We start from the raw sequence: 26100 nt of genomic DNA, 5'->3' as shown, positions 1-26100 counted from the left end.
CCCCCCCCCCCCCCCCCCCCCCCCCCCCCCCCCCCCCCCCCCCGCCCCCCCCCCCCCCCCCCCCCCCCCCCCCCCCCCCCCCCCCCCCCCCCTGCCGTCGTCGTGGGGGAGGAACCCCCACCGAGGAGACGACACGTGGACGACCAGGAGACCGGCGGGCACGCGGGGCGGCGCCCGTCCCGGCCCACGCTGTGGGTGCTGGGCATCACGACCGCGCTCGTCGCACTGACCGGCCTCGCGCTGTGGGCGGCGCCCGTGGCCCCGGCCCTGCACACCGGCCCGCACGGCGGGCTGTCCCTCCCGTGGTGGGTCCTGGCCCTCGGCTTCGCGGCCACCGAGGCCACCGTGCTGCACATCCAGGTCAAGCGCGAGGCCCAGACGGTCGCCGTCAGCGAGTTCCCCCTCGTGCTCGGCCTCTTCTTCGCCGGCCCGCTCCCCCTGCTGGCCGGGCGCCTCGTGGGGTCGGCGGCGGTGCTGCTGTTCCACCGCCGGTCAGCACCGCTCAAGACCACCTTCAACCTCGCGCTCGCCGGGGCCGAGACGGGGATCGCGGTCCTCGTCTTCGGCGCCGTCGGTCACCTGGGGGAGGGGAGCCCCCTGCTGTGGCTGGCCGCGCTCCTCGCGGCCCTGCTGGCCAACGCCGTGGGCATCGTGGCCATCGGCCTGGTGATCGCCGTGTTCGAGGGCGGGCTGCGGCCCGCGGCGCTGGCCCGCGAGGCGGTGACCGGGCAGGCGGTCGCGCCGATGGTGGTGGCCGTCGCCCTCGTGGCCGTCACCAGCCTGGCGGCCGACGTCCGCAGCGCCGTCCTCCTGCTGCTGGCCGCCGCGGGGCTGCTGGCCGCCTACCGCGCCTACGCCGCCCTCAGCGACCGGCACCTCAACCTCGAGCGGCTCTACCGCTTCACCCAGGCGGTGACCAGCTCGCCCGAGATCGACGTGGTCCTGGGCAACGTCCTCGGCGAGGCACGTGAGCTGCTCAAGGCCGAGCGCGCCGAGGTGGTCTTCCCCGCCCCGGGCGGCGGGCAGGTCGCCCGCGTCCTGCTGGGGCCCTCGGGCCGGCTCTCGCGGTCGGAGGAGCCACGGACACCCGTGGACGAGTGGCTGCTGCAGGCGGTGGTCGGCGGCGACGAGGCCCAGCTCCTGCCGCGGACGACCCGGCACACCCCGGCGCGCGCATGGCTGGCCGCCCGCGCCGCCCACGAGGCGATCGCCGTTCCCCTGCGCGGCGGGGCCGGCACGGTCGGCGTCCTCGTCGTCACCGACCGGCTCGGCGACGTGCGGACCTTCGACGAGTCGGACGTGCTTCTCCTCGAGACCGTCGCCAACCACGCCAGCGTCGCGCTGCAGAACGGCGAGCTGGTCGACAGGCTCCGGCACGACGCCCTGCACGACGCCCTCACCGGACTCCCCAACCGCGCGTTCCTGCAGCGCCGGCTCGCCCCCGCGCTCGACGACGTCCGTGACGGCCGCTCCGCCGGCGCGGTGGTGATGATCCTCGACCTCGACGGCTTCAAGGAGGTCAACGACACGCTCGGCCACCAGCAGGGCGACGCCCTCCTGGTCGAGGTGGCCGCCCGGCTGGTGTCCGCGGTCGGCGAGGCGGGCACGGTCACCCGGCTGGGCGGCGACGAGTTCGCCGTCCTGGTGACCGACACCGCCGACGAGGACCGTGCCGTCCGGCTCGGCCGGCGGCTGCTGCGGGCCCTCGAGCAGCCCGTGGCCCTCGACGGCCTCGAGGTCGAGGTCGGTGGGTCGCTGGGCATCGCCCTGGCGCCGGCACACGCCACCGACCCCGCCGGCCTGCTCAAGCGGGCCGACGTCGCGATGTACGACGCCAAGGGCACCGCACGCGGCCTGCGCGTCTACGCGCCCGACCTGGACACCGGCGACCCGCGCCGGCTCGCGCTGGTCTCGGAGCTGCGCACCGCACTGGCGACCGGCGGCATCGAGGTGCACGTGCAACCGCAGGCGCGGACGACCACCGGCGAGGTCGTCAGCGTCGAGGCGCTCGTCCGCTGGGACCACCCGGAGACGGGGCGGATCTCCCCGGAGGAGTTCGTGCCGATCGCCGAGCGCACGGGTCTGATCGGCGCGCTGACCACCCGCGTCCTCGACCGGTCGCTGGCCGCCTGCGCGGCCTGGCGGGCCGCGGGCCACGACCTCGGCATCGCGGTCAACCTGTCCGCGCGCAGCCTGCACGACGCCGACCTCGTCGACGAGGTCGCCCGGCTGCTCGCGCGGTACGGCGTGCCCGCGGGACGGCTCACCCTGGAGGTGACGGAGGGCTCGGTCATGGCCGATCCCGCCCGTGCCATCGCGCTGCTGCACCAGTTGCGCGACCTGGGGGTGCGGCTGTCGGTCGACGACTTCGGCACCGGGTACTCCTCGCTCTCCTACCTCAAGCGGCTCCCCGTGCACGAGGTGAAGATCGACCGCAGCTTCGTGACGGGACTGCAGAACGGCTCCGAGGACGTGGCGATCGTCCGCGCCGTCACCGATCTCGGGCGGCACCTGGGGCTGGAGGTGGTGGCCGAGGGTGTGGAGGACGCCGCCACCTGGGAGCTGCTGCGCGAGATGGGCTGTGACCTGGTCCAGGGCTGGCACCTGAGTCGGCCCATGCCCGCCGCCGAGCTGCTGCCCTGGCTGCGGCTCCGGCCCGTCGCTCCGGCGGTGCTCCGCGCCGTCTGACCCGCCGGGGCCCGTCCAGCGCTCAGCGGCCGCGGGGTGCGGCGCGCACGTGCACGCGCTCGCCCTGCGGGCCGAAGAGGGCGAGCACCTCGGTGGGCCGGTCGTCGGCGTTGCCCAGCCAGTGCGGCGTGCGCGTGTCGAACTCGGCCGCCTCACCGGCGGAGAGGACGACGTCGGTGTCGCCGAGCAGCAGCCGCAGCCGGCCCGACAGCACGTAGACCCACTCCCACCCCTCGTGCGAGCGCTGCTCGCCCGGCTCCCCGCCCCGGCGCGGCGGCAGCACCAGCTTGTAGGCCTGCAGGCCGCCGGGGCGGCGGGTGAGCGGGATGAACGTGGCGCCGTGCCGGGTGATCGGCTTCAGCCGCACCCGGGGGTCGCCGGTCTCGGGGGCGTCGACCAGCTCGTCGAGCGGCACCTGGTGGGCGCGGGCCAGCGGCAGCAGCAGCTCCAGGGTGGGCCGGCGCTGCCCCGACTCCAGCCGGGACAGCGTGGACACCGAGATGCCGGTGTCCTCGGACAGCTGGGTCAGCGTCGCGCCGCGCTGCCGGCGCAGGTCGCGCAGCCGCGGGCCCACCGCGTCGAGGACGGCGTCGAGGTCCGCGTCGGGATCGGTCACGTTGCCAGTATGGCAAAGGGGTTTGCCTGATCCGCGACGGCGGGTGCACCGTGGGCGGTATGGACGAGACGTACGACGTGGTGGTCATCGGCGGGGGAGCGGCGGGCCTGTCCGGCGCCCTCGCCCTGGGGCGGGCGCGGCGCTCGGTCGCCGTCGTCGACGAGGGGACGCCGCGCAACGCGCCGGCGCACGAGATGCACAACTACCTGGGCCGCGACGGCACGCCCCCGGCCGACCTGCTCGCCGCCGGGCGGGCCGAGGTGGCGGGCTACGGCGGGGTGCTGGTCGACGGCACGGTCACCGCGGTCGGCGGGGCGGCCGGCGCCTTCACCGTGGAGCTCGCCTCCGGGCGGGTCCTCGGCGCGCGGCGGCTGCTGGTCACCACCGGCCTGACCGACGAGCTGCCCGACATCCCGGGGGTGCGCGAGCTCTGGGGCACCGACGTCCTGCACTGTCCCTACTGCCACGGCTGGGAGGTGCGCGACCGAGCGGTCGGGGTGGTCGCCACCGGCCCGATGTCGCTGCACCAGGCCCAGATGTGGCGGCAGTGGAGCGCCGACGTCGTGTTCTTCCTGCACACCGCGCCCGAGCCGGACGACGCCACCGCCGAGGCGCTGGCCGCGCGCGGCGTCCGCGTGGTGCGCGGCGAGGTCGCGGCGCTGGAGACCGAGGGCGGCCGGCTCACCGGTGTCCGGCTGGCCGGCGGCGAGGTGGTGCCGCGCGCCGCCGTCGTCGTGGCCCCGCGGTTCACCGCCCGCTCGGCCGTGCTTGCCGGGCTGGGGCTGGAGACCCAGCCGTTCCGGATGGGAGAGGCGGTCGTCGGCTCGCACGTGCCGGTCGACGCCCGCGGCGCCACCGCGGTGCCCGGCGTGTGGGCGGCCGGCAACGTCGCGGACCCGAGCGCCCAGGTGATCGGCGCCGCGGCGGCCGGGCTGGGGGCCGGCGCGCAGATCAACGCGGACCTGGTCGCCGAGGACACCCGGGCCGCCGTCGACGTCATCCGGGCGATGAGCGACCCGGAGTACGGCGCGCAGTGGTGGGAGGAGCGCTACCGCACGCACGACTCCGGCGTGTGGAGCGGCCGGGTCAACGACGTCCTGGCCACCGAGGCCGCCGACCTGCCGCCGGGCCGCGCGCTGGACGCCGGCGCCGGCGAGGGCGGCGACGCCGTCTGGCTGGCCCGCCGCGGCTGGACGGTGACCGCGCTCGACCTCTCCCGCACCGCGCTCGACCGGGCGGCCGCGGCGGCCGAGGCGGCCGGGGTGTCGCTCGAGACCCGCGAGGTCGACGTCTCCTCGTGGCAGCCCGGCGAGGAGCGGTGGGACCTGGTGACCGCCTCGTTCCTGCACTTCCCGCCCGGCACCCGCGACGCCGTGCTGCGGACGCTGGCGTCGGCGGTGGCGCCCGGCGGCACGCTGCTGGTGACCATGCACGACGGCAGCGACGTCGCCCACGGCATCCAGCGGCCGGGCCTGCCCGACTGGTACGCCACCGGCGGGCAGATGGCCGCGGTGCTCGACCCCGGCGACTGGGAGGTCCAGGTGGCCGAGGCGCGGCCGCGCGCGGCGCGCGGGCACGAGCACGGATCGGCGCACGCCGCCGACGCGGTGCTGCGGGCGCGACGCCGTCAGCCGGTGACGTCGTCCTCGCTCGTGTAGAGCAGCCGCAGCCGGGCCGGCGGGGTGAACGGCCGCCAGCCGTCGCGGGTCTGGGCCAGGCGGTCGGCCACCAGCCACAGCACCGCCGGGTCGTGGCCCATGCCGAGGTGGCTGGCGTGCACGCCGACGTTCTCCGCGCGCGGCCCGGGCGTCTGCCGGCAGGCCCGCCAGTCGACGACGCCGTCCCAGCGCGAGTACACCGCGGTGCTCGGGACCGGCAGGCCGCCGGTGAGGCCGCCCCGGCCGCGCGGCACCGCGTGCAGGTGGCGGTAGCGGGCGTAGGCGCGGGCGCCGGGGGTGTCGTCGGGCGGGCCGCCGGCCAGCCCGAACGGCGAGCCGAGGCTGATCACCTGGCGGACCAGGCGCGGCACGCGCAGCGCCAGCCGCCGGGCGTAGATGCCGCCCAGGCTCTGCCCGACGATGCTCACCGGGCCGGCGTGCTGGTCGGCCAGCCGCTGCACCAGCCGGGGCAGCTCGTCGGTGATCTCCTTGGTGGGGCCGCGGTTGCGGCCGAGCTCCCAGCCGACCACCGGGTAGCCCAGGCCGCGCAGCCAGCGGCGCAGCGTCGCGGTGGAGACGTCGGAGGCCATCAGGCCGGGCAGCACGAGCACCCCGTGCGGCTCGCCGCGGGGTGCGCCGCGCAGCAGGGGGTAGGTCAGCGCGAGCGCGCCGGCGCTGGCCGCCGCCCGCACGGGCTCGGTGGCGGCGAGCAGGCGGCGGCGGGCTTCCGGGCTGTTCGGGGCGTCGGTCACGGTCGTCCCTCCGACGGCGGTGGCGGGTCTGCGACACCGCTACCCGGCCGGGCGCCCGGGACTCGCCTTCCGCGCGCGAAAGGCGGGTCCCGGGCGCGGGGTCAGCGCTCCTGCAGGTAGGCCGCCGCGGTGGCGCGCAGCCGCTCGTGCACGCCGTCGGCGGCGACCGCGCCGGGCAGGTACCGCTTCGCCAGCTTGGCCACCATCGTGTAGTTGGTGTCGACGACGTTGCCCGCCGGCGCCAGCCCCGCCTGGCTGACCAGCTGCAGGGCGTCGAGCTCGTCCCAGCCGGCGAGCTCGGCCGCCCAGGTCACCAGGTCGTGCTGACTGATCCGGTAGGCGTCCTCCAGCGGCCGCACCGACCCGGTCGACATGAGGAACTCGTCGGTCTCCAACCGCGGCCAGGCGGGCCCGCCGCCCTTGACCAGGTCGACGACGACGACCGTGCGCATCGCCGACTCGACCGCGGTGCCGCAGACCTCGCCCTCGCCCTGCCGGCAGTGCCCGTCGCCGAGGGAGAGCATCCCGCCGGGCACGTTGACGCCGAAGTAGACGGTCGTGCCGGCCCGCACCTCGGGGGTGTCCATGTTCCCGCCGTGCGCGCCGGGCGTGATGCTGGCGAACACCTCGCCCGCGGCCGGCGCGACGCCGATCGTGCCGTGCATCGGGTCGAGCGGGAGCTCCACCTCCGGCCCGCCGCGGCGGGGGCGGAACAGGCAGGTGCCCCGCTCGCGGTCGACCTCGTAGAGCCAGACCAGCTCCTCGAGCGGCTCGTGCAGCATCGCCGTCGAGTGGGTGGTGGTCAGCGCGCCGAAGTGCGGGAACGTGCTGGATACCGCCCAGTCGCGCGCCGGCGCGACGTCGACCAGGTGCACCGCCAGGGTGTCCCCGGGCTCGGCCCCCTCGACCGCGATCGGCCCGCTCACCGGGTTGAGGAAGGGGAAGTGGCACACCTGGCTCGGCAGGTCCTCGACGCTGCGCACCTTGCCGCCGTAGCAGTCCTCGGTGGTCAGCTCGACCACCGTGCCCGGCGCCACGGTGAGCAGCGGCTCACCGCCGCCGAAGGAGTAGCGCAGCTGGTCGGGGGTCGGCTCCAGGGAGACGACCTCGAGGGACGCCGTCACAGTCTCTCCTCCGCTCGGATCTCGGGCCTCCGGCCCGTGGCGATCAGGACGATCATCAGCACCACGCCGATGGCCAGCCACACGAAGCCGAGCTCCTGGGCGGCGACCTGGGCGTTGTAGACGACGTAGGCCAGGATGCCGAACCCGAGGACCGGCACCGCCAGGTGCAGCCACCAGTTGCGGCTCTTGAGGCGACCGACGAAGTGCACGACCACGGCGACGTGCAGCAGCAGGAAGGCCGACAGCGCGCCGAAGTTGACCAGGGTGGACAGCAGCGTGATGCCGTCCTCGCGCTGCTCCATGTACAGGCCGAGCACGAGGGAGACGGCCGCGACGAGGAGGGTGGCGTTGACCGGCACGCGGCGGGTCGGGTGCACCTTGCGCAGGAAGCCGGGCAGCTGGCGGTCACGCGCCATCGCGAACAGCAGCCGCGAGGTGGCCGCCTGGGCCACCAGCGAGTTGGCGAAGCCCCAAGCGATCGCCGTCGCCACGGCGGTCAGGGTGCCCAGCCAGGCGCCGCCGGCCACCTCCGCGGCGTCGTAGAACGCGGTGCCCGCGGCGTCGCCCTCGGCGATGAGGATGTCGGGGTCGGGCACCAGCAGCGCGGCGACCCAGGTCTGGACGATGAACAGCGTCCCGGCCAGCGCGAGCGCGGCGATCATCGCCTTGCCGATCGAGCGGGCCGAGTCGCGGTTCTCCTCCGCGAGGGTGGAGATGCCGTCGAAGCCGAGGAAGCTCAGCACCGCGATCGACACCGCGCCGAAGACCAGCTCCAGCGAGAACGTGTCGCTGTTGTAGATCGGCGTGAAGTCGAAGCCGCGGCCCTCGCCGGAGGCCAGCGCGACGACGCCGATGACCAGGAAGATCGCGAGCACGATCAGCTCGGCCACCAGCATGATCTTGTTGACCCGCGCGGTGAACTCGATGCCGAAGTAGTTGACGGCGGTGTTGAGGACGACGAAGCCGATCAGCCAGACCCACACCGGGATCGACGTGACGATCGAGTTCATGGCGATCGCGGCGATGAGGTAGAGCAGCGCCGGGACCAGCACGTAGTCGAGCAGGATCATCCAGCCCGCGATGAAGCCGACCGGCTGGGCGATGCCGCGGCCGGCGTAGGTGTAGACCGAGCCGGCCATCGGGAACGCCCGGGACATCTGCGAGTACGACGCCGCGGTGAAGGCCATCGCCAGCCCGCCGATCGCGTAGGCGAGGGCGACCATGCCGCCGGAGCCCTGGAAGACGCTGCCGAAGATGCCGAACGGCGCGATCGGCACCATGAAGACCAGGCCGTAGACCAGCAGGTCGGTGAACGTCAGCGAGCGCTTGAGCTCCTGGCGGTAGCCGAACTCCTCGACGCCGGCGGCTCCGGCTGCCGGGACCGCGCCGGCACCGGTGCTCCCGGTGGCGTGCGCGGACGGGGTGGTGCGGGGGTCGGTCACGACTCCTCCTCTCGGCCGGCTCGGGGCCGGACGCGGGGAGGGTAGGCCCCGTTGCTTCCGATCGGAAGCAGTGGGGGGTCAGCCGCGCGCGCCGACCTCGCGGAACACCAGCCCGTCGGCGCGCGCCAGCCGGGGCCGGGGGATGCGCGGCGGCTCCGGCGTGCCGGTCTCCAGCAGCCGTGCGGCGGTGCGGACGCCGTCGTGCACGCCGCGGGCGTAGGCGCAGACCACCGGCGCGCTCGGCCCCACCCGGGCGGCGAGCCGCTCCTGCAGGGCGAGCTGCCCCTCGTCGCCGGCGCCGTCGGCCGCCGCGAACGAGGGCATGCAGGCGTAGAGCTCGCCGGAGCCGTCGCCGCCGACGGCGTAGAGGCCGTTCTCCTCGAGCGCGCCGGACAGCCGGACGACGCGGCGGTCGAGCCCGGCCCGGGCGAAGGCGCGGTTGAAGGCGACCAGGTCGCGGCCGACCAGGCTGAGCAGGACGGCGTCGGCGCGGGTGCGGCGGACCAGGTCCAGCGCCGGGCCGGGGTCGGCCGGGCCGAACGGGACGAGCAGCTCGCCGGCGACCTCGGCGCCGAGGTCGTGCAGCACCGACCGCGCGGCGCGGTGCACCGCCTGCGGCCACACGTAGTCGGTGCCCAGCAGCACCCAGCGCCTCGCCCGGCGGTGGCGCACCAGCCAGGTGAGCGCGGCGGCGTGCTGGGCCGGCGGGGACGCGCCGATCCGCAGCGCCCCGCGGGACCCGCGCCCGCCCTCGTGCGGCGGCGTGAACACGTAGCCGGCGCGCCCGGCCAGCGCGGCGGCGACCGCGCGGGAGACGTCGCTGGTGGAGAACCCGACGAGGACGTCGACCGCGCCGGCGGCGTGCAGGGCGGCGACGTCGGCGGCCACCTCCGCGGGGCGGCGCCCGGCGTCGACGGTGACCAGTTCCACCGCGCGCCCGCCGACCCCGCCGGCCTCGGTCACCTCGTCGGCGGCGAGCGCGGCCAGGTCCAGCGCGGAGGGCGCGGTCATCGCCAGCGGCCCGGTCAGCGGGACGGCCAGCCCGATCCGGACGACGTCGGGGGACCGGTCGACGACGGCCGCCTCCCACGCCTCCATCGGGGCGGTCGGTCCGGGCACCTCCTGAGTATGGTGCGGGCATGGCGGTCGAGCAGCAGGCCACGGGCACCGCGGTGCCCGCCGCGCCCGCCGCCTCGCTGGTCGAGCTGCTGGCCGTCGTCTCGCGGCGGGTCGCCCGCGGCGTCGGGGCGGTGCTCGCCGAGGACGGCGCGACGCCGGAGACCTACCGGCTGATGCGCGCGCTCGCCTCGGGACCGGGCCGCACGATGAGCGAGCTGTGCGCGGCGCTGTGCGTCCCGGCGCCCACCGCCACCCGGATGGTCGACGGCCTGGTCGACGCCGCGCTGGCCTACCGGCTGCCCGACCCCGGGGACGGCCGCCGCGTGCGGGTGCACCTGTCGGCCCGCGGCCGCACCCGGCTGGACCGGCTGGAGGCGCTGGTGTCCGCGCACGAGGCGGCGCTGACCACCGAGCTCGGCCCGGCCCGGGTCGCCGCGCTGGTCACCGCGCTCACCGACCTCGCGGACCCGCCCGCCTGATGCCCGCGGGGCACCCGTCCCCGCGATCGCGGACCTCCGGCGGCGCCACGCCGTCACCTACCGGGGTGTCGCCGCCGCGACTCCGTGATCGAGTCGACGGGGGGCCGGGCACCGGGGGCCGTCGGACGCCGGCGGCCCACCGCGGGCGCCCGGACGGGCCGCGCGGGTACACCGGTCCGGTCCGCGCGAGTCCCGACGGCGGGCGCCCGCCTCAGTCGGACGGCGGCAGGATGCGGGGGACGAAGACCTCGTCGATCGGGCGCGGGCCGACGTACTGCCGGCAGGTACACGGCACCCAGGTGTGACCGGCGAACCGGCCGCGCCGGTCGAAGGTGTCGCGGCGCAGCTCGGCGTAGCAGGTGTTGGTCTCGGTGTCGTGCTGGCTCAGGGTGTGCCCGCAGCCGCACACCGGCGTCGGGTTCGGCGGCGGACCCGCGGGACGACGGCGCCCGAGCCGGCCGGCCACGAAGCCCGCGGCCAGCAGTGCCGCACCGATGACCAGGCTGACAGGTTCCACCGTCGTCGCTCCTCCGCTCCGCAGACTCCCCGACGGTAACGCCGCGGGCGCCCTCGAGGTGCCGGGCGCGGGCGCGTCGCCGGTTCCCGGAGGGCGGTTTGATACGGAACCGTCCAGGGCATCAACACCGTGTGGACTCCCTGGCGGTCGGATTCGCCCGTCCGGACCGCTGGGACCAGGGCACTCCGGCCACCCGGCGCACCCCGTGGCACGCCGTCTCGTCGGTGCGGCCGGCGGCGGAGCGCGACGGCGAGGTGGAGCTGGCCCTCTGCGGGTCGATCGTGCAGATCTGGGGCCACCAGCGGTGGGAGCGCCTCGGCGCCGGGCGCACCGGCTGCCCGGAGTGCCGGCGGCTGTCCGGGCCGGCCTGGGAGCGGGCCCTCCTCAGCCGAGCCGGCTGACCGCGGCGGTCAGCGCCGCCGGCCGCTGATCGCCGACAGGCCGGTGATCTCCCGGCCCACGATCAGCGCCTGCACGTGGTCGGTGCCCTCGAAGGTGTAGATCGCCTCGATGTCGGCGTGGTGCCGGGCGATGTGGTGCTCGAGCAGGATCCCGTCACCGCCGAACAGGTCCCGCGCGTCGGCCACGATCCGCCGGGCGGTGGCGCAGCAGTGCCGCTTGGCCAGCGACGCCATCGCCGCGGTCATCCGGCCGGCGTCGGCGAGGCTGGACAGCCGCCAGCACATCAGCTGCATGGTGGTGATCTCGGCGAGCATCGTCGCGAGCTTCTCCTGCACCAGCTGGTAGCCCGCGATCGGCTGGCCGAACTGCTCGCGGTGCAGGCAGTGCGCCAGCGCCAGCTCGTAGGCCGCCGTCGCCACGCCCAGCGCGCGCCACGCGACGGTGTACCGGGTGCGGTCGAGGACCGTGGAGACGTCCTTGAACGAGCGGCAGTTGGCCAGCTTGTTCTCCGCCGGCACGCGGACGCCGTCGAGGCTGATCTCGGCCTGCCACACCGCCCGCAGCGCCGTCTTGCCGGTCATGACCCGCGCGCTGAAGCCGGGCGTGCCCTTCTCGACGACGTACCCGCCGACCGCGCCCTCCTCGTCGCGCGCCCAGATGAGCACGTAGTCGGCGATCGAGCCGTTGCCGATCCACTTCTTCTGCCCGTCGAGGACGAATGCGTCGCCGTCGCGGCGGGCGCTGGTCTCCAGGGCGACGGCGTCCGAGCCGTGGCGCGGCTCGGTCAGGCCGAAGGCGCCGATCTTCTCCATCCGCGCCATCTCGGGGAGGAAGCGCTCCTTCTGCTCCTCGGAGCCGAGCATCGCGATCGACTGCATCGCGAGGAAGCTGTGCACGCCGTTGAAGGTGCCGATGCTGCCGTCGGCGCGGGCGAGCTCGGCGGCCACCAGGCCCGCGGCGACGGCGCTCATCCCCGGCGAGCCGTAGCCCTGCACCGTGCCCCCGGCGATCCCGAGCTCGGCGAACCCGGGCACCAGCTCGAAGGGGAACTCGGCACGCTCCCAGTAGTCGTTGATCCGCGGCGTCACCTCCTTGTCGCACCAGGCGCGCACGCGGTCGCGGACCTCGACCTCCTCGGGGGTGAGCAGCTCCTCCAGGGCGTAGAAGTCGGTGCTCGCGGTCTCAGGCACGGCCCGACGCTACGCGCGGGCAGGGCATGCTGCCGGGCGTGCGGATCGTCGTCTCCCCGGACTCCTTCAAGGGCACGCTGACCGCGGCCGAGGCCGCCGACGCCGTCGCCCGCGGGCTGGCCCGGGTGCACCCGGACGCCGAGGTGCTCGCCCGCCCGGTGGCCGACGGCGGGGAGGGCACGGTGGCCGCCGCCGTGCGCGCCGGGTACCGCCCGGTGACGACGACGGTCGGCGGCCCCGACGGCCGGCCGGTGCGCGCCACGTTCGCCGTCGACGGGACGACGGCGGTGGTCGAGCTCGCCGCCGCGGCCGGGCTCGGGCTGCTCGCGGAGCCGGCACCGACGACCGCGACCACCCGCGGCGTGGGGGAGCTGCTGCTCGCCGCGCTCGACGCCGGCGCCCGGCGGGTGGTGCTGGGCCTGGGCGGCAGCGCCACCACCGACGCCGGCGCGGGGTTGCTGCAGGCGCTCGGCGTGCGGCTGCTCGACGCCGACGGCCGCGACGTCCCGCCCGGCGGCGCCGGGCTGGCGCACCTCGCGCGGATCGACGCCGGCGCCCGCGACCCGCGGCTGCACGGCCTGGAGGTCCGGGTGGCCACCGACGTCGACAACCCGCTCACCGGCCCGTCCGGCGCGGCCGCGGTCTACGGGCCGCAGAAGGGCGCGACGCCGGAGCAGGTCGCGCAGCTCGACGCGGCGCTGGCGCGGTTCGCCGCGGTGGTCCGCCGCGACCTCGGGATCGACCTGGAGGGGCGGCCGGCGATGGGCGCGGCCGGGGGGACGGCGGCCGGGGTGGCCGCCGTCCTGACCTGCTCGGTCGGGTCGGGCGCCGAGCTGGTCGCCGACCTGGTCGGGCTGGACGACGCGCTGGCCGGCGCGGACCTGGCGGTGACCGGCGAGGGGTCGCTGGACGCACAGTCGCTGCGCGGCAAGGCGCCGGCCGTGGTCGCCGCCCGGGCCCGGCGGGCCGGCGTCCCCTGCGTGGGGCTGGCCGGCCGGGTCGCGCTGGGCCCCGACGAGCTGGCCGCCGCCGGGTTCGCCGCCGCGCACGCGCTCACCGAGGCCGAGCCCGACGTCGCCCGCTGCCTCGCCGAGCCCGCGGCCGTCCTCGAGGAGCTCGCCGCCCGCGTCCTGGGTCAGGCGCCGAGCAGCCCCCGCACGTAGGCCGCCTGCCCCACGTGCTGCAGGTCGTCGGACAGCACGCTGACCAGCCGGACGCCGAGGGTCACCGGCGGGTCCCACCGCTCGTCGACGACGCGGTCGAGGTCGTCGTCGGTGAGCCCGCCGAGGAACTCCGCACTGCGGGCGGCGACGGCGTCGGCGTACTCGAGCAGCAGCTCCGCCGAGGGCACCCGCACCGACGCCACCTCCTCCGTGCTCATCCCGTAGCCGGTGGCGGCGTCGTCGACGGGCAGGCCGAACCGGCCGGCGAAGCCCTGCGCCGTCCACACCTGCTCGGTGCCCGCGACGTCGGCGAGGTGGTCGTCCTGCACCCGCAGCAGGTGCCAGGCCAGCCAGCCGACCGGGTTGGCGTCCGGGCCGACGCGCTCGGCCAGCTGCTCGGGGGACAGGCCCTCGACGGCGGCGTGCAGGGTCTCGCCGATCTGCGAGTAGGCGTAGGTGAGCAGGTCACGGGTCCGCATGAGCGGCCGCTACCCGTCCCGCTCGCGGGGGACGCCTGCCGGCGCCGGCCGACGGTAGGTTGCGGTGTCCGCCCGGCCGTCGAGGGAGCCAGCCCGTTGGTGTTCGTCCTGCAGCGGCTGCTCCGCGCCCTCCGTGTCCGGCTCTCGGGCTGGCGCCTGCCGCTGGCGGTCATCCTGCTGGTGTTCCTCACCAGCTGGGCGGCGATGGCGCTGGTCGAGCCGGCCGGGACCGGCATCGCGGCGCCGGAGAGCTACTGGTGGTACTTCGTCATCACCGCCGCGACCGTCGGCTACGGCGACCTGTACCCGTCGTCGGTCGGTGGCCGGGTCGTCGGCGCCTACGTCGTCGTCGGCGGGATCGTCACGCTGACCCTGCTGTTCACCGAGCTGGCCACCGCCCTGCAGACCGCGTGGGGCAGGCGACTGAGAGGAGTGGTCGGCCTGGACCTCCGGGACCACGTCGTCGTGCTGGGCTACACCCCCGGGCGGACCGAGCGGATCGTCACCGAGCTGACCGTCGAGCCGGGCACCCGCATCGCGCTGTGCGCCCACGACGACGTGACGGTGAACCCCATGCCCGAGGAGGCGGCGGTCTCCTTCGTCCGCGGCGACCTCACGCACGCCGACGTCATGGACCGCGCCGGCGTGGCCCGCGCCCGCACGGTCGTCGTCGACGGCCGCGACGACAACGAGACCCTGGCCATCGCGGTCGCCGTCGACCACGCCAACCCGCGGGTGCACATGGTCGCCGCGGTCCGCGACCTGGGCCGGCGCGACACCCTCCGCTACGTCAACCCCGGCGTGCAGGTCGTGCAGTGGCACATGCCCTTCCTGCTGTCGGAGGAGGCGGCCGACCCCGGGCTGACCGAGATCTACAACGAGCTCATGACGGCGGGCGGGCACGGCAACACCTACTCGCTGCGCGTGCCGGCCGGGGCGCGGCCGCGGACGTTCGGCGAGTGGCAGACCGCCCTCGGCCGCGACCACGGCGCCACCGTGCTGGCGCTGCGGACCGCCGAGGACCTGCGGGTCAGCCCCGCCTGGGACACCCCGGTCCCGCAGGGCGCGACGCTGTACTACGTGGCGGCGCAGCGGCTGGACGTCACGCGGCTGGACCGCTCACCACACGCCGACCGCGGCGGCCAGTAGCGCCAGCACCCCGCCGACGGCGGCCAGCACGGCGAGCAGCGCGATCAGCACCGGCACGACGACCCAGCGGCGCCGGAACCGCCGCCGCCGCGCCGGCCGCGGCGGGGGCGGGGGTGGTGCCGGCGGGGGAGCGGCGGCCCGGGCGTGCCGCTCGGCGCGCCGCTCGCGGTGCCGGTCGGCGAGGTACCGCGCCTGGTCCCGGGCGTCGCGGGCGACGGTGCCGAGCACCGCGGCCAGCCCGCGCAGGTCCTCGAGGTCGAAGCGCTCGACCCGGTCCCCGGGGGCGAGGCGCGGGCCGTCGTGGCGGGTGTCGGGGTCCTCGGCGGCGGGGGTCCACGCCGGCGCCGCGGCCGGCCCGGCCCGCTCGGCCAGGGCCTGCAGGGCGGCGCGCGTCCGCGCGACGTCCCAGCGCCGCGCGGGGTCCTTGGTCAGCAGCCCCTCGAGCACCGGCGCCAGCGGGCCGGCCCGCTCGGCCGGCGCGGGGTCCTCGGAGACGACGGCCAGCAGCGTGGCCATCGACTCGGGCCGGTCGAAGGCCCGCCGGCCCTCGACGGCGGTGTAGAGCGTGGCGCCCAGCGACCACAGGTCCACCGCCGGGCCGGGCTCCTCGCCCCGCGCCCGCTCCGGCGCCATGTAGGACGGTGAGCCGATGATCGCCCCGGACGTGGTGATCGACGGCCCGCCCGTGGCGACCGCGATGCCGAAGTCGGTGAGGTGCGCCGCGCAGTCGCGGCCGACGAGCACGTTGGCCGGCTTGACGTCGCGGTGCACGATCCCGGCGGCGTGCGCGGCCTCCAGCGCGGCCAGCACGTCGAGGCCGATGCGGGCCACCGTGGGCCAGGGCAGCGGGCCCTGCCGCTCGACGATCTCCTGCAGGCTCCGGGAGTCGACGAGCTCCATGACCAGCCAGGGCCGGCCGTCCTCCTCGACGACGTCGTAGAGCGTGGTCACGCACGGGTGCACCAGCCGCGCCGCCGCCCGGGCCTCCCGCAGCGTGCGGTCGCGCAGCGCCGCGCGCTCGTCGTCGCCGAGGTGGGCCGGGAAGGTCACCTCCTTGAGCGCCACGGGCCGGCCCAGCACCTGGTCGGTCGCGCTCCAGACCACGCCCATCCCGCCGCGGCCGAGCATCCCGGTGACCGCGTAGCGGCCGGCGACCAGCCGCCCTGCACCCGTGTCGGCGGACATGGGCGGACGGTACGCCGGTGGAGGAGCCGGCGTCCCGCCCTCAGTCGGTCCCGTCCTGCGCCGGCTCCGGGTCGCTCTGCGCCTCCAGGGAGGCCTCGGTCTCCGCGTCCTCCATCTCGAGGGCGATGTCGCGCGGCTGCGGCTGGTCCGGCTCAGGCGTCGTCATGACCGCAGCCTGCCCGCCGACGGCGCGGTCCGCTCCCCGGGACGGCGTCGCGGCGTGACCGGCGCCACCTAGACTCCGGCGCCGATGAGCATCACCCGCCTGCTGGTGGCCAACCGCGGCGAGGTCGCCGTCCGGGTGTTCCGCAGCGCCGCCGCCCTGGGCCTGTCCACCGTCGCCGTCGCGCCGGAGGACGACGCCGGGAGCCTGCACGCCCGCCGCGCCGACGAGGTCGTCCGGCTGCCCGGGACCGGACCGGCGGCGTACCTGGACGTCGGCGCCGTCGTCGGGGCCGCCGTCCGCGCCGGCGCCGACGGGCTGCACCCGGGCTGGGGCTTCCTCGCCGAGAGCCCCGACCTGGCCCGCGCCTGCGCGGACGCCGGGATCGCGTTCGTCGGCCCGGACGCCGCCGCGCTCGCCCTGCTCGGCGACAAGACCGCCGCCCGCGCCCGCGCCGGCGAGCTGGGCCTGCCGGTGCTCGCCGCCACCGACGGCGACACCGACCTCGCCGCCGCGACCGCCTTCCTCGCCGGCCTGGGCGACGGCGGCGCGGGGATGGTCAAGGCGGTGGCCGGGGGCGGCGGCCGCGGGATGCGCCCGGTGCGCGACCCCGCGGACCTGCCCGCCGCGCTGGAGCGGGCCCGCTCGGAGGCGCGGGCGGCGTTCGGCGACGGCGCGGTGTACGTCGAGCGGCTGCTGACCGGCGCCCGGCACGTCGAGGTGCAGGTGGCCGGCGACGGCACGGCCGTGGTGGCCCTCGGCGACCGCGACTGCTCGCTGCAGCGGCGGCGGCAGAAGCTGGTCGAGGTCGCGCCCGCGCCCGGCCTCGACGACGGCCTGCGCGCCCGGCTGGCCGGGTACGCCACCGCGCTGTGCGGGTCGCTGGCCTACCGCGGGCTGGCCACCGTGGAGTTCCTGGTCCGCCACGACGAGGTCCGCGGCGACGAGGTGGCCTTCCTCGAGGTCAACCCGCGGCTGCAGGTCGAGCACACCGTGACCGAGGAGGTCACCGGGCTGGACCTGGTCGAGGTCGGCATCCGGCTGGCCGAGGGCGCGACGCTGGCGGACCTCGGGCTGTCCGCGCCGCCGCCGTCCCGCGGGGCCGCCGTGCAGGCGCGGGTCAACGCCGAGACGCTGCTGCCCGACGGCACCGTGCACCCCGGCGCCGGCCGGCTGGAGCGGTTCGTGCCGCCGACCGGGCGCGGCGTGCGGGTCGACACCGGCGTGGTCGCCGGCGACGAGGTCGGCCCGCGCTACGACTCGCTGCTGGCCAAGGTGGTCGTCGCCGACCGCGACCTGCCGCGGGCGCTGGCCGGCTGCCGCCGCGCGCTGGCCGAGCTCGACGTCGCCGGGGTGCCGGTGAACGCGGACCTGCTCGCGGCACTGCTGGACCTCCCCGAGGTGGCCGGCGGCCGCGCCACCACCGACCTCGTCGACGCGCGCCTGGCCGGGCTGGTGCCCGACCGCCCGGCCGAGGTCGCGGCGGCCGTCGACGGCGTGCTCCCGGTGACCGCGCCGCTGTCGGGCGCGGTGGTCGAGGTGGCCGCCGCCGACGGCGACGCCGTCGCCGCCGGGGCGACGCTGCTGGTGCTCGAGGCGATGAAGATGGAGCACGTCGTGCCCGCGCCGGCCGCCGGCGTGGTCACCGGGCTGGCCGTGCGGGTCGGCGACGTCGTCACGGCGGGGACCGTGCTCGGCGGGGTCGTCCCCGGCGAGGCCGGCGACGCCGGGGGCGGGCCGGGCGGGGAGGACCCGGACGCCGTCCGCCCCGAGCTGGCCGAGCTGCACGAGCGGCGCGCCGCCACCCTCGACGACGCCCGGCCCGAGGCGGTCGCCCGCCGCCACGAGGCGGGGCGGATGACCGCGCGGGAGACGGTGGCGGCGCTGGTCGACGAGGGCACCTTCGTCGAGTACGGCCAGCTCGGCATCGCCGCCCAGCGGGCGCGGCGGACGCTGGCGGAGCTGGTCGCGCGGACGCCGGCCGACGGCATGGTCACCGGCATCGGCGAGGTCGGCGGCACGCCGTGCGCGGTCCTCGTCTACGACTACACCGTGCTGGCCGGCACCCAGGGCCGCACCAACCACCGCAAGACCGACCGGCTGCTCGAGGTCGCCACCGAGCGCGGCCTGCCCGTCGTGCTGGTCGCCGAGGGCGGCGGCGGACGACCCGGCGACACCGACGGCGGTGGCTTCTCCCGGCTCGACGTCCCGACCTTCACCACGATGGCGCGGCTGGCCGGGCGGGTGCCCACGGTCGCCGTCGTCTCGGGGTACTGCTTCGCCGGCAACGCCGCGCTGGTCGGCTGCTGCGACGTCGTCATCGCCACCGCGGACAGCAGCATCGGGATGGGCGGCCCGGCGATGATCGAGGCCGGCGGGCTGGGCGTCGTCGCGCCGGAGGACGTCGGACCGACGGCGGTGCAGGCGGCGAACGGCGTGGTCGACGTCGTGGTGCCCGACGACGCCGCGGCCGTGGCCGCCGCGCGGCAGGCGGTCGGGCTGCTGACCGGGCGGGTCGTGCCGGGGGAGGCCGCCGACCAGCGGCCGCTGCGGACGGCCCTGCCGGCCAACCGGGTGCGCAGCTACGACGTGCGCCCGGTGGTCGCCACGCTCGCCGACGACGGCAGCGTGCTGGAGCTGCGGCCGTCGTTCGGGCGCGGGATCGTCACCGCGCTGGCCCGCCTGGACGGGCGGCCGGTGGGGTTCGTGGCCAACGACCCGCGGCACCTCGGCGGGGCGATCGACGGCGAGTCGGCGGACAAGGCCGCGGCGTTCCTGCGGCTGTGCTCCTCGGCCGGGCTGCCGGTGGTGTCGCTGGTGGACACCCCCGGGTTCATGGTCGGCCCGGAGTCCGAGCGCACCGGCACCGTGCGCCGCTTCGGCGGGCTGTACGTGGCCGGGGCGCAGCTCCGCGTCCCGCTGCTGGCGGTGGTGCTGCGCAAGGCGTACGGGCTGGGCGCGATGGCGATGCTCGGCGGCGACCTGCAGGTCCCGCTGCTCACGCTGGCCTGGCCGACCGGCGAGTTCGGGCCGATGAGCCTGGAGGGGGCGGTGCGGCTCGGGTACCGGCGCGAGCTGGCGGCGCTGCCGCCCGGGGACCGCGACGCCCGGTTCGCCGAGCTGGTCGCGGCGTCCTACGCGCAGGGCAGGGCGCTCAACGTGGCGTCGGCGTTCGAGGTGGACGACGTCGTCGACCCCGCGGACACCCGCGACGTGCTGGTCCGCGCCCTGGCCGGACTGGCGTGAGCGGGCAGTGGGCGGCGCCCGCGGCTACCGTCCGGCCATGCCGCAGTTCCGCCTGACCACCGGTGACGGCGCCGTCCTGCACGAGTGGGACGCCGCCGACGCGACCGCCGCCGAGACCGAGGCCGTCGACGTCGTCGCCCGCCACCGCGCGGAGGACCCGCCCGGTGCCGCGGAGTACGTGCTCGTCGACGGCGCCGGCGGCGACGTGGCGCGCTGGGGCTCGGACGCGCCCTGAGCTCAGCTCTCCCCGAGGCGGCGCTGCAGCACCTCGTGCTCGCGCCGCAGCACGACCTGGGTGACCAGGTCGCGGACCGCGCCCTCGGCCTGGCGCCCGATGAACGGGGCGTCGACCCTGGCGTCGCCGGTCACGGTGGCGCGGGTGCCGCCGCCGGCCGCGGGGGTCAGCCGGCGCTCGCAGGTGACCCGCGCCTCGCGGCCCATGATCTCGGCGCGCAGGTCGAGGGCGCCGCGGTAGCCGCCGTCGCCGTCGGGCCGCCAGGTGGTGGTCTCGGTGACCGGGACCGTCCTGCCCACGAAGCGGGCGAAGACCGGCGGGATGCCCGTCGTCGGCGCCGCCAGCCGCACCCGGGTGGTGGTGCCCGCCCCGTTCGCCTCGCTCGAGACCTCGTGCACCTCGGCGTCCAGGGCCTGGGCGACCTCGCGCAGGAAGACCTCGTCGGTGAGCTCGGCGAACACGCGGTCGGGGGCGGCGGTGTAGCTGGTGGTGGCGTCGATGGGCACGCCCCATCCTCGGCTGTGCCCCAGCGCGCCGCCCGGCGGGGTCAGACTGCGGCCGTGGGCGAGGTGGTGGTCCGGCCGGCGGGTCCCGCGGACGCCGCCGCCGTCGCGGGGGTGCACGCGCGGGCCGGGCGGGCGGCGTGGTCGGCGTTCCTCGGCGACGTCCTGGCCGAGCCGGACGTGCCCCTCTGGCGGGAGCGGGTGGCCGCGGACGGGTTCCTCGTGGCCGAGCGGGACGGCGTCGTCGTCGGGTTCGGGCGGGCCGACGTCGCGACCGGTGAGGTCGCGCTGCTCTACGTGGACCCCGCCGAGCAGGGCAGGGGCACCGGGCGGGCGCTGCTGGCGGCCGTGCTGGACCTGCTGCGGACGGCCGGGTGGGACCGCGCCCGGCTGCGCACCGAGGAGCGCAACGCCGGCCCGCGCGCCTTCTACGAGCGGGCCGGGTGGCGGCCGACGGGCGAGGTGCTCGAGCGCGAGTGGGCAGGCCGGCGGCTGCGCGAGGTCTGGTACGTCCGGGACCTGGACTGAGCGGTCCGCGCCCGGCTCAGGGAGCCGGGGCGGGCTCGCCGGCGGGGGACTCCGCCGCGGTGCACCCCTCCGGCGCCGGGGGCTCGGGGGACTCCGCGGTGGACGGGTCGGCAGGCGGCTCGGGGCAGGCCGGGACCGGCGGGCACCCGGGCGTGGTGGCGTCCGGGTCGGTGGCCGGGTCGGTGGCCGGGGCCGCCGCCGGATCCGTCGTCGGGTCCGTGGTCGGGGCGGCCGTCGGGTCGGTGGCCGGGTCCGGTGTGGTCCCGGTGTCCCCGCACGACGGCTCGTCGGCGGGCGGCTGGTCAGCGGGCGGCTCGTCGACCGGCGGCTGTTCGGCGGGCGGGTCCTCGGCGGGCGGTTCCTCGACCGGCTGCTCGACCGGGGGCTGCTCGACCGGGGGCTGCTCGGCCGGCGGCTGCTCGACCGGCGGCTGGTCCGCGGGTGGCTCCTCGCCCGGCTCCGGTGCCGGCGGCGCGGGGTCCGCCGGTGCGGGAGGCTGATCGGCGGGAGGCTGCTCGGCGGGAGGCTGATCGGCGGGAGGCTGCTCGGCGGGCGGTTGCTCGACCGGAGCCGGCCGGTCCGCCGGCGCCTCGACCGCGGGAGCCACGGGAGCCGGGGCGGCCGGGGCGGGCGCTCGGGGCGCCGGAGTGGCAGGGGCCGGGACAGCGGGCTCGGGGTCGAGGGGCGCGGGATCGAACGGGACCTCCGTCGGCAGGGACCGGTCGTCGCTGGACCCGCGCGGGAACGAGTTCCGGGGGAGGGTGCCGGGAGAGGAGTCGTCGGCGTCGTCGTCCGGGGTGGCCCGGGTGGCGGCCGCGGGGGCCCAGCCGTCCTCGAACCCGGGCGCGGTGACGCCGATGCTCGGCATCACCAGCGGGCCGCCCTCGGGCAGGCCGTCGTCGCCCGAACCGCCCCGCCGGGCCTCGGCGTCGGCCGACGTCGTGTCCGCTCCGACCGCACCCGCGACCGGCGGCCCAGAGACCGCGGCCAGCGCGGCCGCCATCCCGAGCGCGCACGCGCTGGCGCCGAGCCCCGGGATCAACCGGGCGGATCGGACCCCGCGTCGCCTCTTGTCCATGGACGCTTCCCCCTGAGCTGTCACTGCGCCCTCAATCCTGACCCGGGCCGTTCCGTACGTCCACGAATGCCGGTGCTGTTCACCCGTGTGTCGCGGGAACCCCCCGGGAGAGGGCCGGGACCGGGCGTTCGGCACGGCGGCAGGTCGAGGTCGGTCCCGGAGCGCGGTGCAGGGCTGGTCCGGTCAGGCGGTGGAGTGCTCCAGGACGCGAGGTGCCGGCCGGGTCCGGGGCGGCCGGCTGCCGAACAGGACGCCGGCCACGACGAGGGCGCCGCAGGCCAGCTCGACCAGCGGCGACCGCTCGCCGAAGAACAGCCACGCCGAGCCCATCCCGACGACGGGCACCAGCATCGAGAACGGGGCCACGGTGCCCGAGGGGTGCCGGCTCATCAGCGCCGTCCAGATGCCGGAGCCGAGCAGCGTGGCGACCACGACGGTGAACAGCAGGCCGGCCAGCGCGAGCAGCCCCGTCGTCGTCCCGAGCGTCGTCAGCGACGCGCCGATGCGGGCCGGGCCCTCGGTCGCCAGCGACAGCGCGAGCATCGGCAGCGGCGGCACGACGGTCATCCAGAGCATCAGCCGGAACGGGCGGGCCGGGCGCGCCTGCCGGTTGCACAGGTTGCCCAGCGCCCAGCCGAGCCCGCCGCACAGCGTCAGCAGCACCGGCAGCAGCGTGGCGCCGCCGTCCAACCCGGCCCGGTGGACGGCGATGCCGGCCAGGCCGACGACGGCGAGCGCGACCCCGGCCGCCTGCCGCCCCGTCAGCCGCTCACGGAGCAGCAGCCCGGCCAGCACGACCGTGAACGGCGCCGAGGACTGCAGCACCAGCGAGGCGAGGCCGGTCGGCATGCCGGTGTCCATCGCGACGTAGAGGAAGACGAACTGCAGGACGCCGAAGCCGGTGCCGTACCCGAGCACCCACCGCCACGGGACGCCGGGCCGCGGCACGAGCAGCACCGTCGGGACGGCGACCAGCGCGAACCGCAGCGCGACGAGGAAGAACGGCGGGAACTGCTCGAGCGACAGGTGGATCGCCGGGAAGTTCAGTCCCCAGACGACGGCCACGAGGAGGGCGAGCAGGCGGTCGCGGGTCGGCACGCCGTCGAGCGTGCGCCCTGCAACCTTCCAGCACCAGCGAGAACTCGTGACACGACGATGTAGCGTCGCTGCATGGACGTCCGCGCGCTGCAGACCCTCCGCGCGGTGCGGACGCAGGGCGGCGTCACCGCCGCGGCCGCCGTCCTGCACCTGACGCCGTCGGCGGTGTCCCAGCAGCTGGCCGCGCTCTCGCGGGAGGCCGGGGTGCCGCTCACCGAGCGGATCGGACGCGGGCTGCGGCTGACCGCGGCGGGGGAGGCGCTGGCCGAGGCGGCGGTCGACGTCGCGGTCGCCGTCGAGCGGGCGCGGGCCGCCTGCGCCGCCTTCCTCGAGCGTCCCGAGGGCACCGTGCGGGTGTCGGCGTTCCAGAGCGGTGCCCAGCTGCTGCTGCCGCCGCTGCTGACCCGGGTGCGCGAGCTCGGCGGGATCACCGTCGAGTGCTCGGACGAGGACGTCGCGCTCGACGAGTTCCCCGCGCTCACCGACCGGGTCGACGTCGTCGTCGCCCACCGGCCCGACGGCACGCAGTGGCCCGCCCCGGGGCTGCGCGTCGTCCCGCTGCTGCGCGAGCCGCTCGACGTCGCCGTGCCCCGCGACCACCCGCTGGCAGGCCGGTCGCGGGTGCGGCCCGGGGACCTGGTGGGCGAGGACTGGATCGCCGTCCGCGAGGGCTTCCCGGTCGCCACCGTGCTGGCCGCCGTCGCCGCGGGGTCGGGCACCGCGCCGCGGATCACCCACCGGATCAACGACTTCTCCGTCGTCGAGGCGCTGGTGGCCGCCGGTCACGGGATCTCGCTGCTGCCGCGGTTCACCCGCGGCGGCCACCCCGGCGTGCGGCTGCTGCCGCTGGCGGGGGTGCGGGCCGGACGGCAGGTCGACGCGCTGCTGCGGCCGGACACCGCCGAGCGGCTGGTCGTGCGCCGCGTGCTCGACGCCCTCGTGGACGTCGCCGCCGAGGCCGCGGGCGGATGAGACCGGTCAGCGGCGGTTGCGGCGGGCGATCTCGGCGCTGAGCACCGTCGCGAACGCCGTCCACGCCGCGTAGGGGAGCAGGGCCCGGCCGGCGGCGCGGTCCACCCGGCCGGCGCGCCGGGTGAGGTCGCCCGTCGACGCCGCCAGCAGCGCCGCCTCCGCCGCCGCCAGCGGGGGCCGGTGGGCGCGGAAGAAGGCCCACGTCCAGCCCGCGTTCAGCACGAGGTTGCCCGCGAGGGCCCGGGCGTCCGCCGGGTCGCCCCGCTCCAGGAGGCGTCCGCCGGCGAACGCCAGCAGCGCGTACAGCGCCGTCCACGCGATCCCGAACACCGGGCCGGGTGGCTGCCAGCGCGGCGTGTCGAGCCCGCGGTACCAGGACGAGCCGACGTCGGTCCCGGCCGAGCCGACCAGGGCGGTCAGCCCGACGGCGGTCGAGGCGGTCAGCAGGGGGCGTCGCACGGGATCAGCCTGCGCCGCGGGCGGCGGACCCACCCGCGGAGCTCAGGGCTTCCAGCGGTGCAGGCCGGTGACCCGGCGGACGGCGGCGGCCGCCACCCGGTACGGCACCTTGTCCAACACCGCGGCCAGCTTCGCGTCCGGCCCGACGGTCACCCGGAACCGCGGGCGGTCCGCGTCCAGGGCGCGGGCGACGGCGCGGGCCACCTCGCGCGGGTCGCGCGAGCGGGGGAGGTGCTCCTCCTCGACGAACCGCTCCACGGTCCGCAGCAGGCCGGTGTAGGGGCTGCCGGGCGGGGTGACACGGGGCGTCGTCGCCCAGATCGCGGTGTCGTAGTTGCCCGGCTCGACCAGCACCACCCGGACGCCGAACGGCTCGACCTCGTAGGCCAGGGACTCCGCCCAGCCCTCGAGCGCCCACTTCGACGCGCAGTACAGCGACAGCCCGGGGTTGCCGTAGCGGGCGGAGTCGCTGGAGACGAGGACCAGCCGCCCGGACCGCTGCCGCCGCATGACCGGCAGCACGAGCTGGGTGAGCCGCAGGGCGCCGAGCAGGTTGGTGTCGAGGACCCGGCGCCACTCGTCCTCGTCGGTGTCCTCGAACGCGCCCCCGCTCGCGGTGCCGGCGTTGTTCACCAGCGCGTCGAGCCGGCCACCGGTGAGGCCGAGGGTCTCCTCCACCGCCCGCCGGGAGGACTCCGCGTCGGTCACGTCCAGCTGGACGACGTCGAGCGGCTCCAGCCCCGCCTCGCGGGTGCGGGCGTCGAGCGCCGCCCGTCGGCCCGGGTCGCGCATCGAGGCGACGACGTGCCGGCCGCGGCGGGCCAGCTCGACGGCGGTCTCCAGGCCGAGCCCGGAGGAGCACCCGGTGACCAGGACGGTGCGCTGCTCGGTGTCCACGCCACCCGCATCGGCAGTCCGGCCGGCCGACCGGACGACACCCGCCGGGTCAGACGCGGTCGGCCGCCGCGCCGGGCTGCTCCTGTCCCGCGGTCGCGGCCCAGCTGGCGAGCAGCCTGAGGGCGTCCTCCGACGGCGTGCCGGGCTCGGCGGTGTAGATCGTCATGCGCAGGTCCGCGGAGTCCTCGGCCGGCAGGTCGAACGTGTGGTAGCCCAGGTCGAGCGTGCCGACGACGGGGTGGTGGAACCGCTTGGCGCCGTTGTGGTGGATGCGGACGTCGTGCGCCGCCCAGCGGACCCGGAACTCCTCGCTGACCGTGGACAGCTCCCCGACCAGCTCGCGCAGCTGCGCGTCGTGCGGGCGGCGGCCGGCCTCCCCGCGCAGCAGCGCGACGGTGGTGTTGGCGGCGAGCTCCCAGTCGGCGTAGTAGTCGCGCGCACCCGGGTCGAGGAACTGGAAGCGGGCGAAGTTCGCCGGCCGCCGCGGACCGTCGAACAGCGGTGAGTGCAGCGCCCGGCCGAGGGCGTTGGTCGCCAGGACGTCCAGGCGGCCGTTGGCGACGAGGGCGGCCGAGCCCGTCATCGAGTCGAGCATCCACTGCACCCGCGGCTGTATCCGCGCCCTGCCGCGACGCTGCGGCGTGCGGGCCGGGCGGGTGGCGGCGCGGGCCAGGTTGAACAGGTGGGTGCGCTCGGCCTCGTCGAGCCGCAGCGCCCGGGCGACGGCCTCGAGCACGTCCTCGGAGACGCCGGCGATGTGGCCCTTCTCCAGCCGGGTGTACCAGTCGGTGCTCACCCCGGCGAGGACGGCGACCTCCTCGCGGCGCAGCCCGGGCACCCTCCGGCGTCCGCCGCCGGGCAGCAGCCCGGCCCGCTCCGGACTGATCCGGGCGCGCCGGCTGACCAGGAAGTCGCGGATGTCGGCGCGGTTGTCCACTCGTCCGACGGTACGGCGGCC

The 26100-nt window shown here is 77.1% G+C and carries 26 protein-coding genes; 10 read left to right on the top strand and 16 right to left on the bottom strand.

Annotated elements, in window-relative coordinates; translation table 11 throughout:
- Nucleotides 1–135: 135 nt before the first annotated feature.
- Complete coding sequence (locus tag ACI8AK_RS21725; RefSeq protein WP_387984968.1) at nt 136–2688, top strand: putative bifunctional diguanylate cyclase/phosphodiesterase; 2553 nt, start codon at nt 136–138, stop codon at nt 2686–2688.
- Between the two features lie 22 nt (nt 2689–2710).
- On the opposite strand, the gene ACI8AK_RS21720 is transcribed toward ACI8AK_RS21725, so the two are convergent.
- Entirely contained in the window at nt 2711–3304 is a 594-nt protein-coding gene (locus ACI8AK_RS21720) for a helix-turn-helix domain-containing protein (protein WP_387984966.1), read from the bottom strand.
- 59 nt (nt 3305–3363) lie between these two features.
- Between ACI8AK_RS21720 and ACI8AK_RS21715 the strand changes: the two genes are divergently transcribed.
- Nucleotides 3364–4962, top strand: coding sequence for an FAD-dependent oxidoreductase (locus ACI8AK_RS21715; RefSeq protein WP_456957975.1), 1599 nt, complete (start codon nt 3364–3366; stop codon nt 4960–4962).
- Here the strand turns inward: ACI8AK_RS21715 and ACI8AK_RS21710 are convergent.
- From ACI8AK_RS21710 to ACI8AK_RS21695, 4 genes are all read right to left on the bottom strand, one after another.
- Entirely contained in the window at nt 4932–5714 is a 783-nt protein-coding gene (locus ACI8AK_RS21710; RefSeq protein ID WP_456957973.1) for an esterase/lipase family protein, read from the bottom strand. The genes ACI8AK_RS21715 and ACI8AK_RS21710 overlap by 31 nt on opposite strands.
- 101 nt (nt 5715–5815) lie before the next feature.
- Nucleotides 5816–6838, bottom strand: coding sequence for an acetamidase/formamidase family protein (locus tag ACI8AK_RS21705; RefSeq protein WP_387984957.1), 1023 nt, complete (start codon nt 6836–6838; stop codon nt 5816–5818).
- The gene (locus ACI8AK_RS21700; protein ID WP_456957971.1) at nt 6835–8280 is read right to left on the bottom strand and encodes an APC family permease; all 1446 of its coding nucleotides are present in this window, start codon (nt 8278–8280) and stop codon (nt 6835–6837) included. The genes ACI8AK_RS21705 and ACI8AK_RS21700 overlap by 4 nt, the downstream gene beginning before the upstream one ends.
- A 78-nt stretch (nt 8281–8358) precedes the next feature.
- Nucleotides 8359–9399: an ABC transporter substrate-binding protein gene (locus ACI8AK_RS21695; protein ID WP_456951391.1), complete on the bottom strand. Its 1041-nt coding sequence runs from the start codon at nt 9397–9399 to the stop codon at nt 8359–8361.
- A gap of 20 nt (nt 9400–9419) precedes the next feature.
- Between ACI8AK_RS21695 and ACI8AK_RS21690 the strand changes: the two genes are divergently transcribed.
- Nucleotides 9420–9878: a MarR family winged helix-turn-helix transcriptional regulator gene (locus ACI8AK_RS21690; RefSeq protein WP_456902637.1), complete on the top strand. Its 459-nt coding sequence runs from the start codon at nt 9420–9422 to the stop codon at nt 9876–9878.
- Between the two features lie 211 nt (nt 9879–10089).
- Here the strand turns inward: ACI8AK_RS21690 and ACI8AK_RS21685 are convergent, their stop codons facing one another.
- A complete protein-coding gene (locus ACI8AK_RS21685; RefSeq protein WP_387984944.1) occupies nt 10090–10395 on the bottom strand; it encodes a hypothetical protein in 306 nt (101 codons plus the stop codon).
- Nucleotides 10396–10526: 131 nt separating this feature from the next.
- On the opposite strand from ACI8AK_RS21685, the gene ACI8AK_RS21680 reads away from it, so the two are divergent.
- Nucleotides 10527–10796, top strand: a complete 270-nt coding sequence (locus ACI8AK_RS21680; protein WP_456902638.1) for a hypothetical protein — start codon at nt 10527–10529, stop codon at nt 10794–10796.
- Nucleotides 10797–10805: 9 nt separating this feature from the next.
- Here ACI8AK_RS21680 and ACI8AK_RS21675 read toward each other — a convergent pair whose 3' ends face one another.
- Nucleotides 10806–11987 carry an acyl-CoA dehydrogenase family protein gene (locus tag ACI8AK_RS21675; RefSeq protein ID WP_387984938.1) on the bottom strand — a complete coding sequence of 394 codons (1182 nt, stop codon included), beginning with the start codon at nt 11985–11987 and terminating at the stop codon, nt 10806–10808.
- Nucleotides 11988–12025: 38 nt separating this feature from the next.
- Between ACI8AK_RS21675 and ACI8AK_RS21670 the strand changes: the two genes are divergently transcribed.
- Nucleotides 12026–13150: a glycerate kinase gene (locus tag ACI8AK_RS21670; RefSeq protein WP_456957969.1), complete on the top strand. Its 1125-nt coding sequence runs from the start codon at nt 12026–12028 to the stop codon at nt 13148–13150.
- Here the strand turns inward: ACI8AK_RS21670 and ACI8AK_RS21665 are convergent.
- Nucleotides 13123–13629, bottom strand: coding sequence for a mycothiol transferase (locus ACI8AK_RS21665; protein ID WP_387984932.1), 507 nt, complete (start codon nt 13627–13629; stop codon nt 13123–13125). The genes ACI8AK_RS21670 and ACI8AK_RS21665 overlap by 28 nt on opposite strands.
- Nucleotides 13630–13728: 99 nt before the next feature.
- On the opposite strand from ACI8AK_RS21665, the gene ACI8AK_RS21660 reads away from it, so the two are divergent.
- The gene (locus ACI8AK_RS21660; protein WP_456957968.1) at nt 13729–14778 is read left to right on the top strand and encodes an NAD-binding protein; all 1050 of its coding nucleotides are present in this window, start codon (nt 13729–13731) and stop codon (nt 14776–14778) included.
- Here ACI8AK_RS21660 and ACI8AK_RS21655 read toward each other — a convergent pair.
- Complete coding sequence (locus ACI8AK_RS21655; RefSeq protein ID WP_456957966.1) at nt 14749–15963, bottom strand: serine/threonine-protein kinase; 1215 nt, start codon at nt 15961–15963, stop codon at nt 14749–14751. The genes ACI8AK_RS21660 and ACI8AK_RS21655 overlap by 30 nt on opposite strands.
- Nucleotides 15964–16003: 40 nt before the next feature.
- Entirely contained in the window at nt 16004–16129 is a 126-nt protein-coding gene (locus tag ACI8AK_RS21650; RefSeq protein ID WP_387984923.1) for a hypothetical protein, read from the bottom strand.
- Nucleotides 16130–16213: 84 nt separating this feature from the next.
- Between ACI8AK_RS21650 and ACI8AK_RS21645 the strand changes: the two genes are divergently transcribed.
- Together ACI8AK_RS21645 and ACI8AK_RS21640 are read left to right on the top strand one after the other, a co-directional pair.
- A complete protein-coding gene (locus ACI8AK_RS21645; RefSeq protein WP_456957964.1) occupies nt 16214–19372 on the top strand; it encodes a carboxyl transferase domain-containing protein in 3159 nt (1052 codons plus the stop codon).
- A 37-nt stretch (nt 19373–19409) separates the two neighbouring features.
- A complete protein-coding gene (locus ACI8AK_RS21640) occupies nt 19410–19607 on the top strand; it encodes a hypothetical protein (protein ID WP_387984917.1) in 198 nt (65 codons plus the stop codon).
- Between the two features lie 2 nt (nt 19608–19609).
- Here ACI8AK_RS21640 and ACI8AK_RS21635 read toward each other — a convergent pair whose 3' ends face one another.
- The gene (locus ACI8AK_RS21635) at nt 19610–20113 is read right to left on the bottom strand and encodes a DUF2505 domain-containing protein (RefSeq protein ID WP_456957962.1); all 504 of its coding nucleotides are present in this window, start codon (nt 20111–20113) and stop codon (nt 19610–19612) included.
- 54 nt (nt 20114–20167) lie between these two features.
- Here ACI8AK_RS21635 and ACI8AK_RS21630 point away from each other — a divergent pair, with 54 nt between their 5' ends.
- Nucleotides 20168–20638: an N-acetyltransferase family protein gene (locus ACI8AK_RS21630; RefSeq protein WP_456957960.1), complete on the top strand. Its 471-nt coding sequence runs from the start codon at nt 20168–20170 to the stop codon at nt 20636–20638.
- Between the two features lie 16 nt (nt 20639–20654).
- On the opposite strand, the gene ACI8AK_RS21625 is transcribed toward ACI8AK_RS21630, so the two are convergent.
- Nucleotides 20655–21680: a hypothetical protein gene (locus ACI8AK_RS21625; RefSeq protein ID WP_456957958.1), complete on the bottom strand. Its 1026-nt coding sequence runs from the start codon at nt 21678–21680 to the stop codon at nt 20655–20657.
- 219 nt (nt 21681–21899) lie between these two features.
- Entirely contained in the window at nt 21900–22814 is a 915-nt protein-coding gene (locus tag ACI8AK_RS21620; RefSeq protein WP_387984906.1) for an EamA family transporter, read from the bottom strand.
- A gap of 72 nt (nt 22815–22886) precedes the next feature.
- Between ACI8AK_RS21620 and ACI8AK_RS21615 the strand changes: the two genes are divergently transcribed.
- Entirely contained in the window at nt 22887–23786 is a 900-nt protein-coding gene (locus tag ACI8AK_RS21615; RefSeq protein WP_456957956.1) for a LysR family transcriptional regulator, read from the top strand.
- Nucleotides 23787–23792: 6 nt separating this feature from the next.
- On the opposite strand, the gene ACI8AK_RS21610 is transcribed toward ACI8AK_RS21615, so the two are convergent.
- From ACI8AK_RS21610 to ACI8AK_RS21600, 3 genes are read right to left on the bottom strand one after another with little or no spacing between them, the layout of a single operon-like run.
- Nucleotides 23793–24245, bottom strand: a complete 453-nt coding sequence (locus tag ACI8AK_RS21610) for a TspO/MBR family protein (RefSeq protein WP_456957954.1) — start codon at nt 24243–24245, stop codon at nt 23793–23795.
- 42 nt (nt 24246–24287) lie between these two features.
- Entirely contained in the window at nt 24288–25142 is an 855-nt protein-coding gene (locus ACI8AK_RS21605; RefSeq protein WP_456902649.1) for an SDR family oxidoreductase, read from the bottom strand.
- A 49-nt stretch (nt 25143–25191) separates the two neighbouring features.
- Nucleotides 25192–26079, bottom strand: coding sequence for a helix-turn-helix transcriptional regulator (locus tag ACI8AK_RS21600; protein ID WP_456902650.1), 888 nt, complete (start codon nt 26077–26079; stop codon nt 25192–25194).
- Between the last annotated feature and the right edge of the window lie 21 nt (nt 26080–26100).

The organism is Geodermatophilus sp. SYSU D00867 (genome assembly GCF_054050315.1).
The sequence above is the reverse complement of the archived record's forward strand: the minus strand, read 5'-3'. Positions and strand labels throughout refer to the sequence as shown.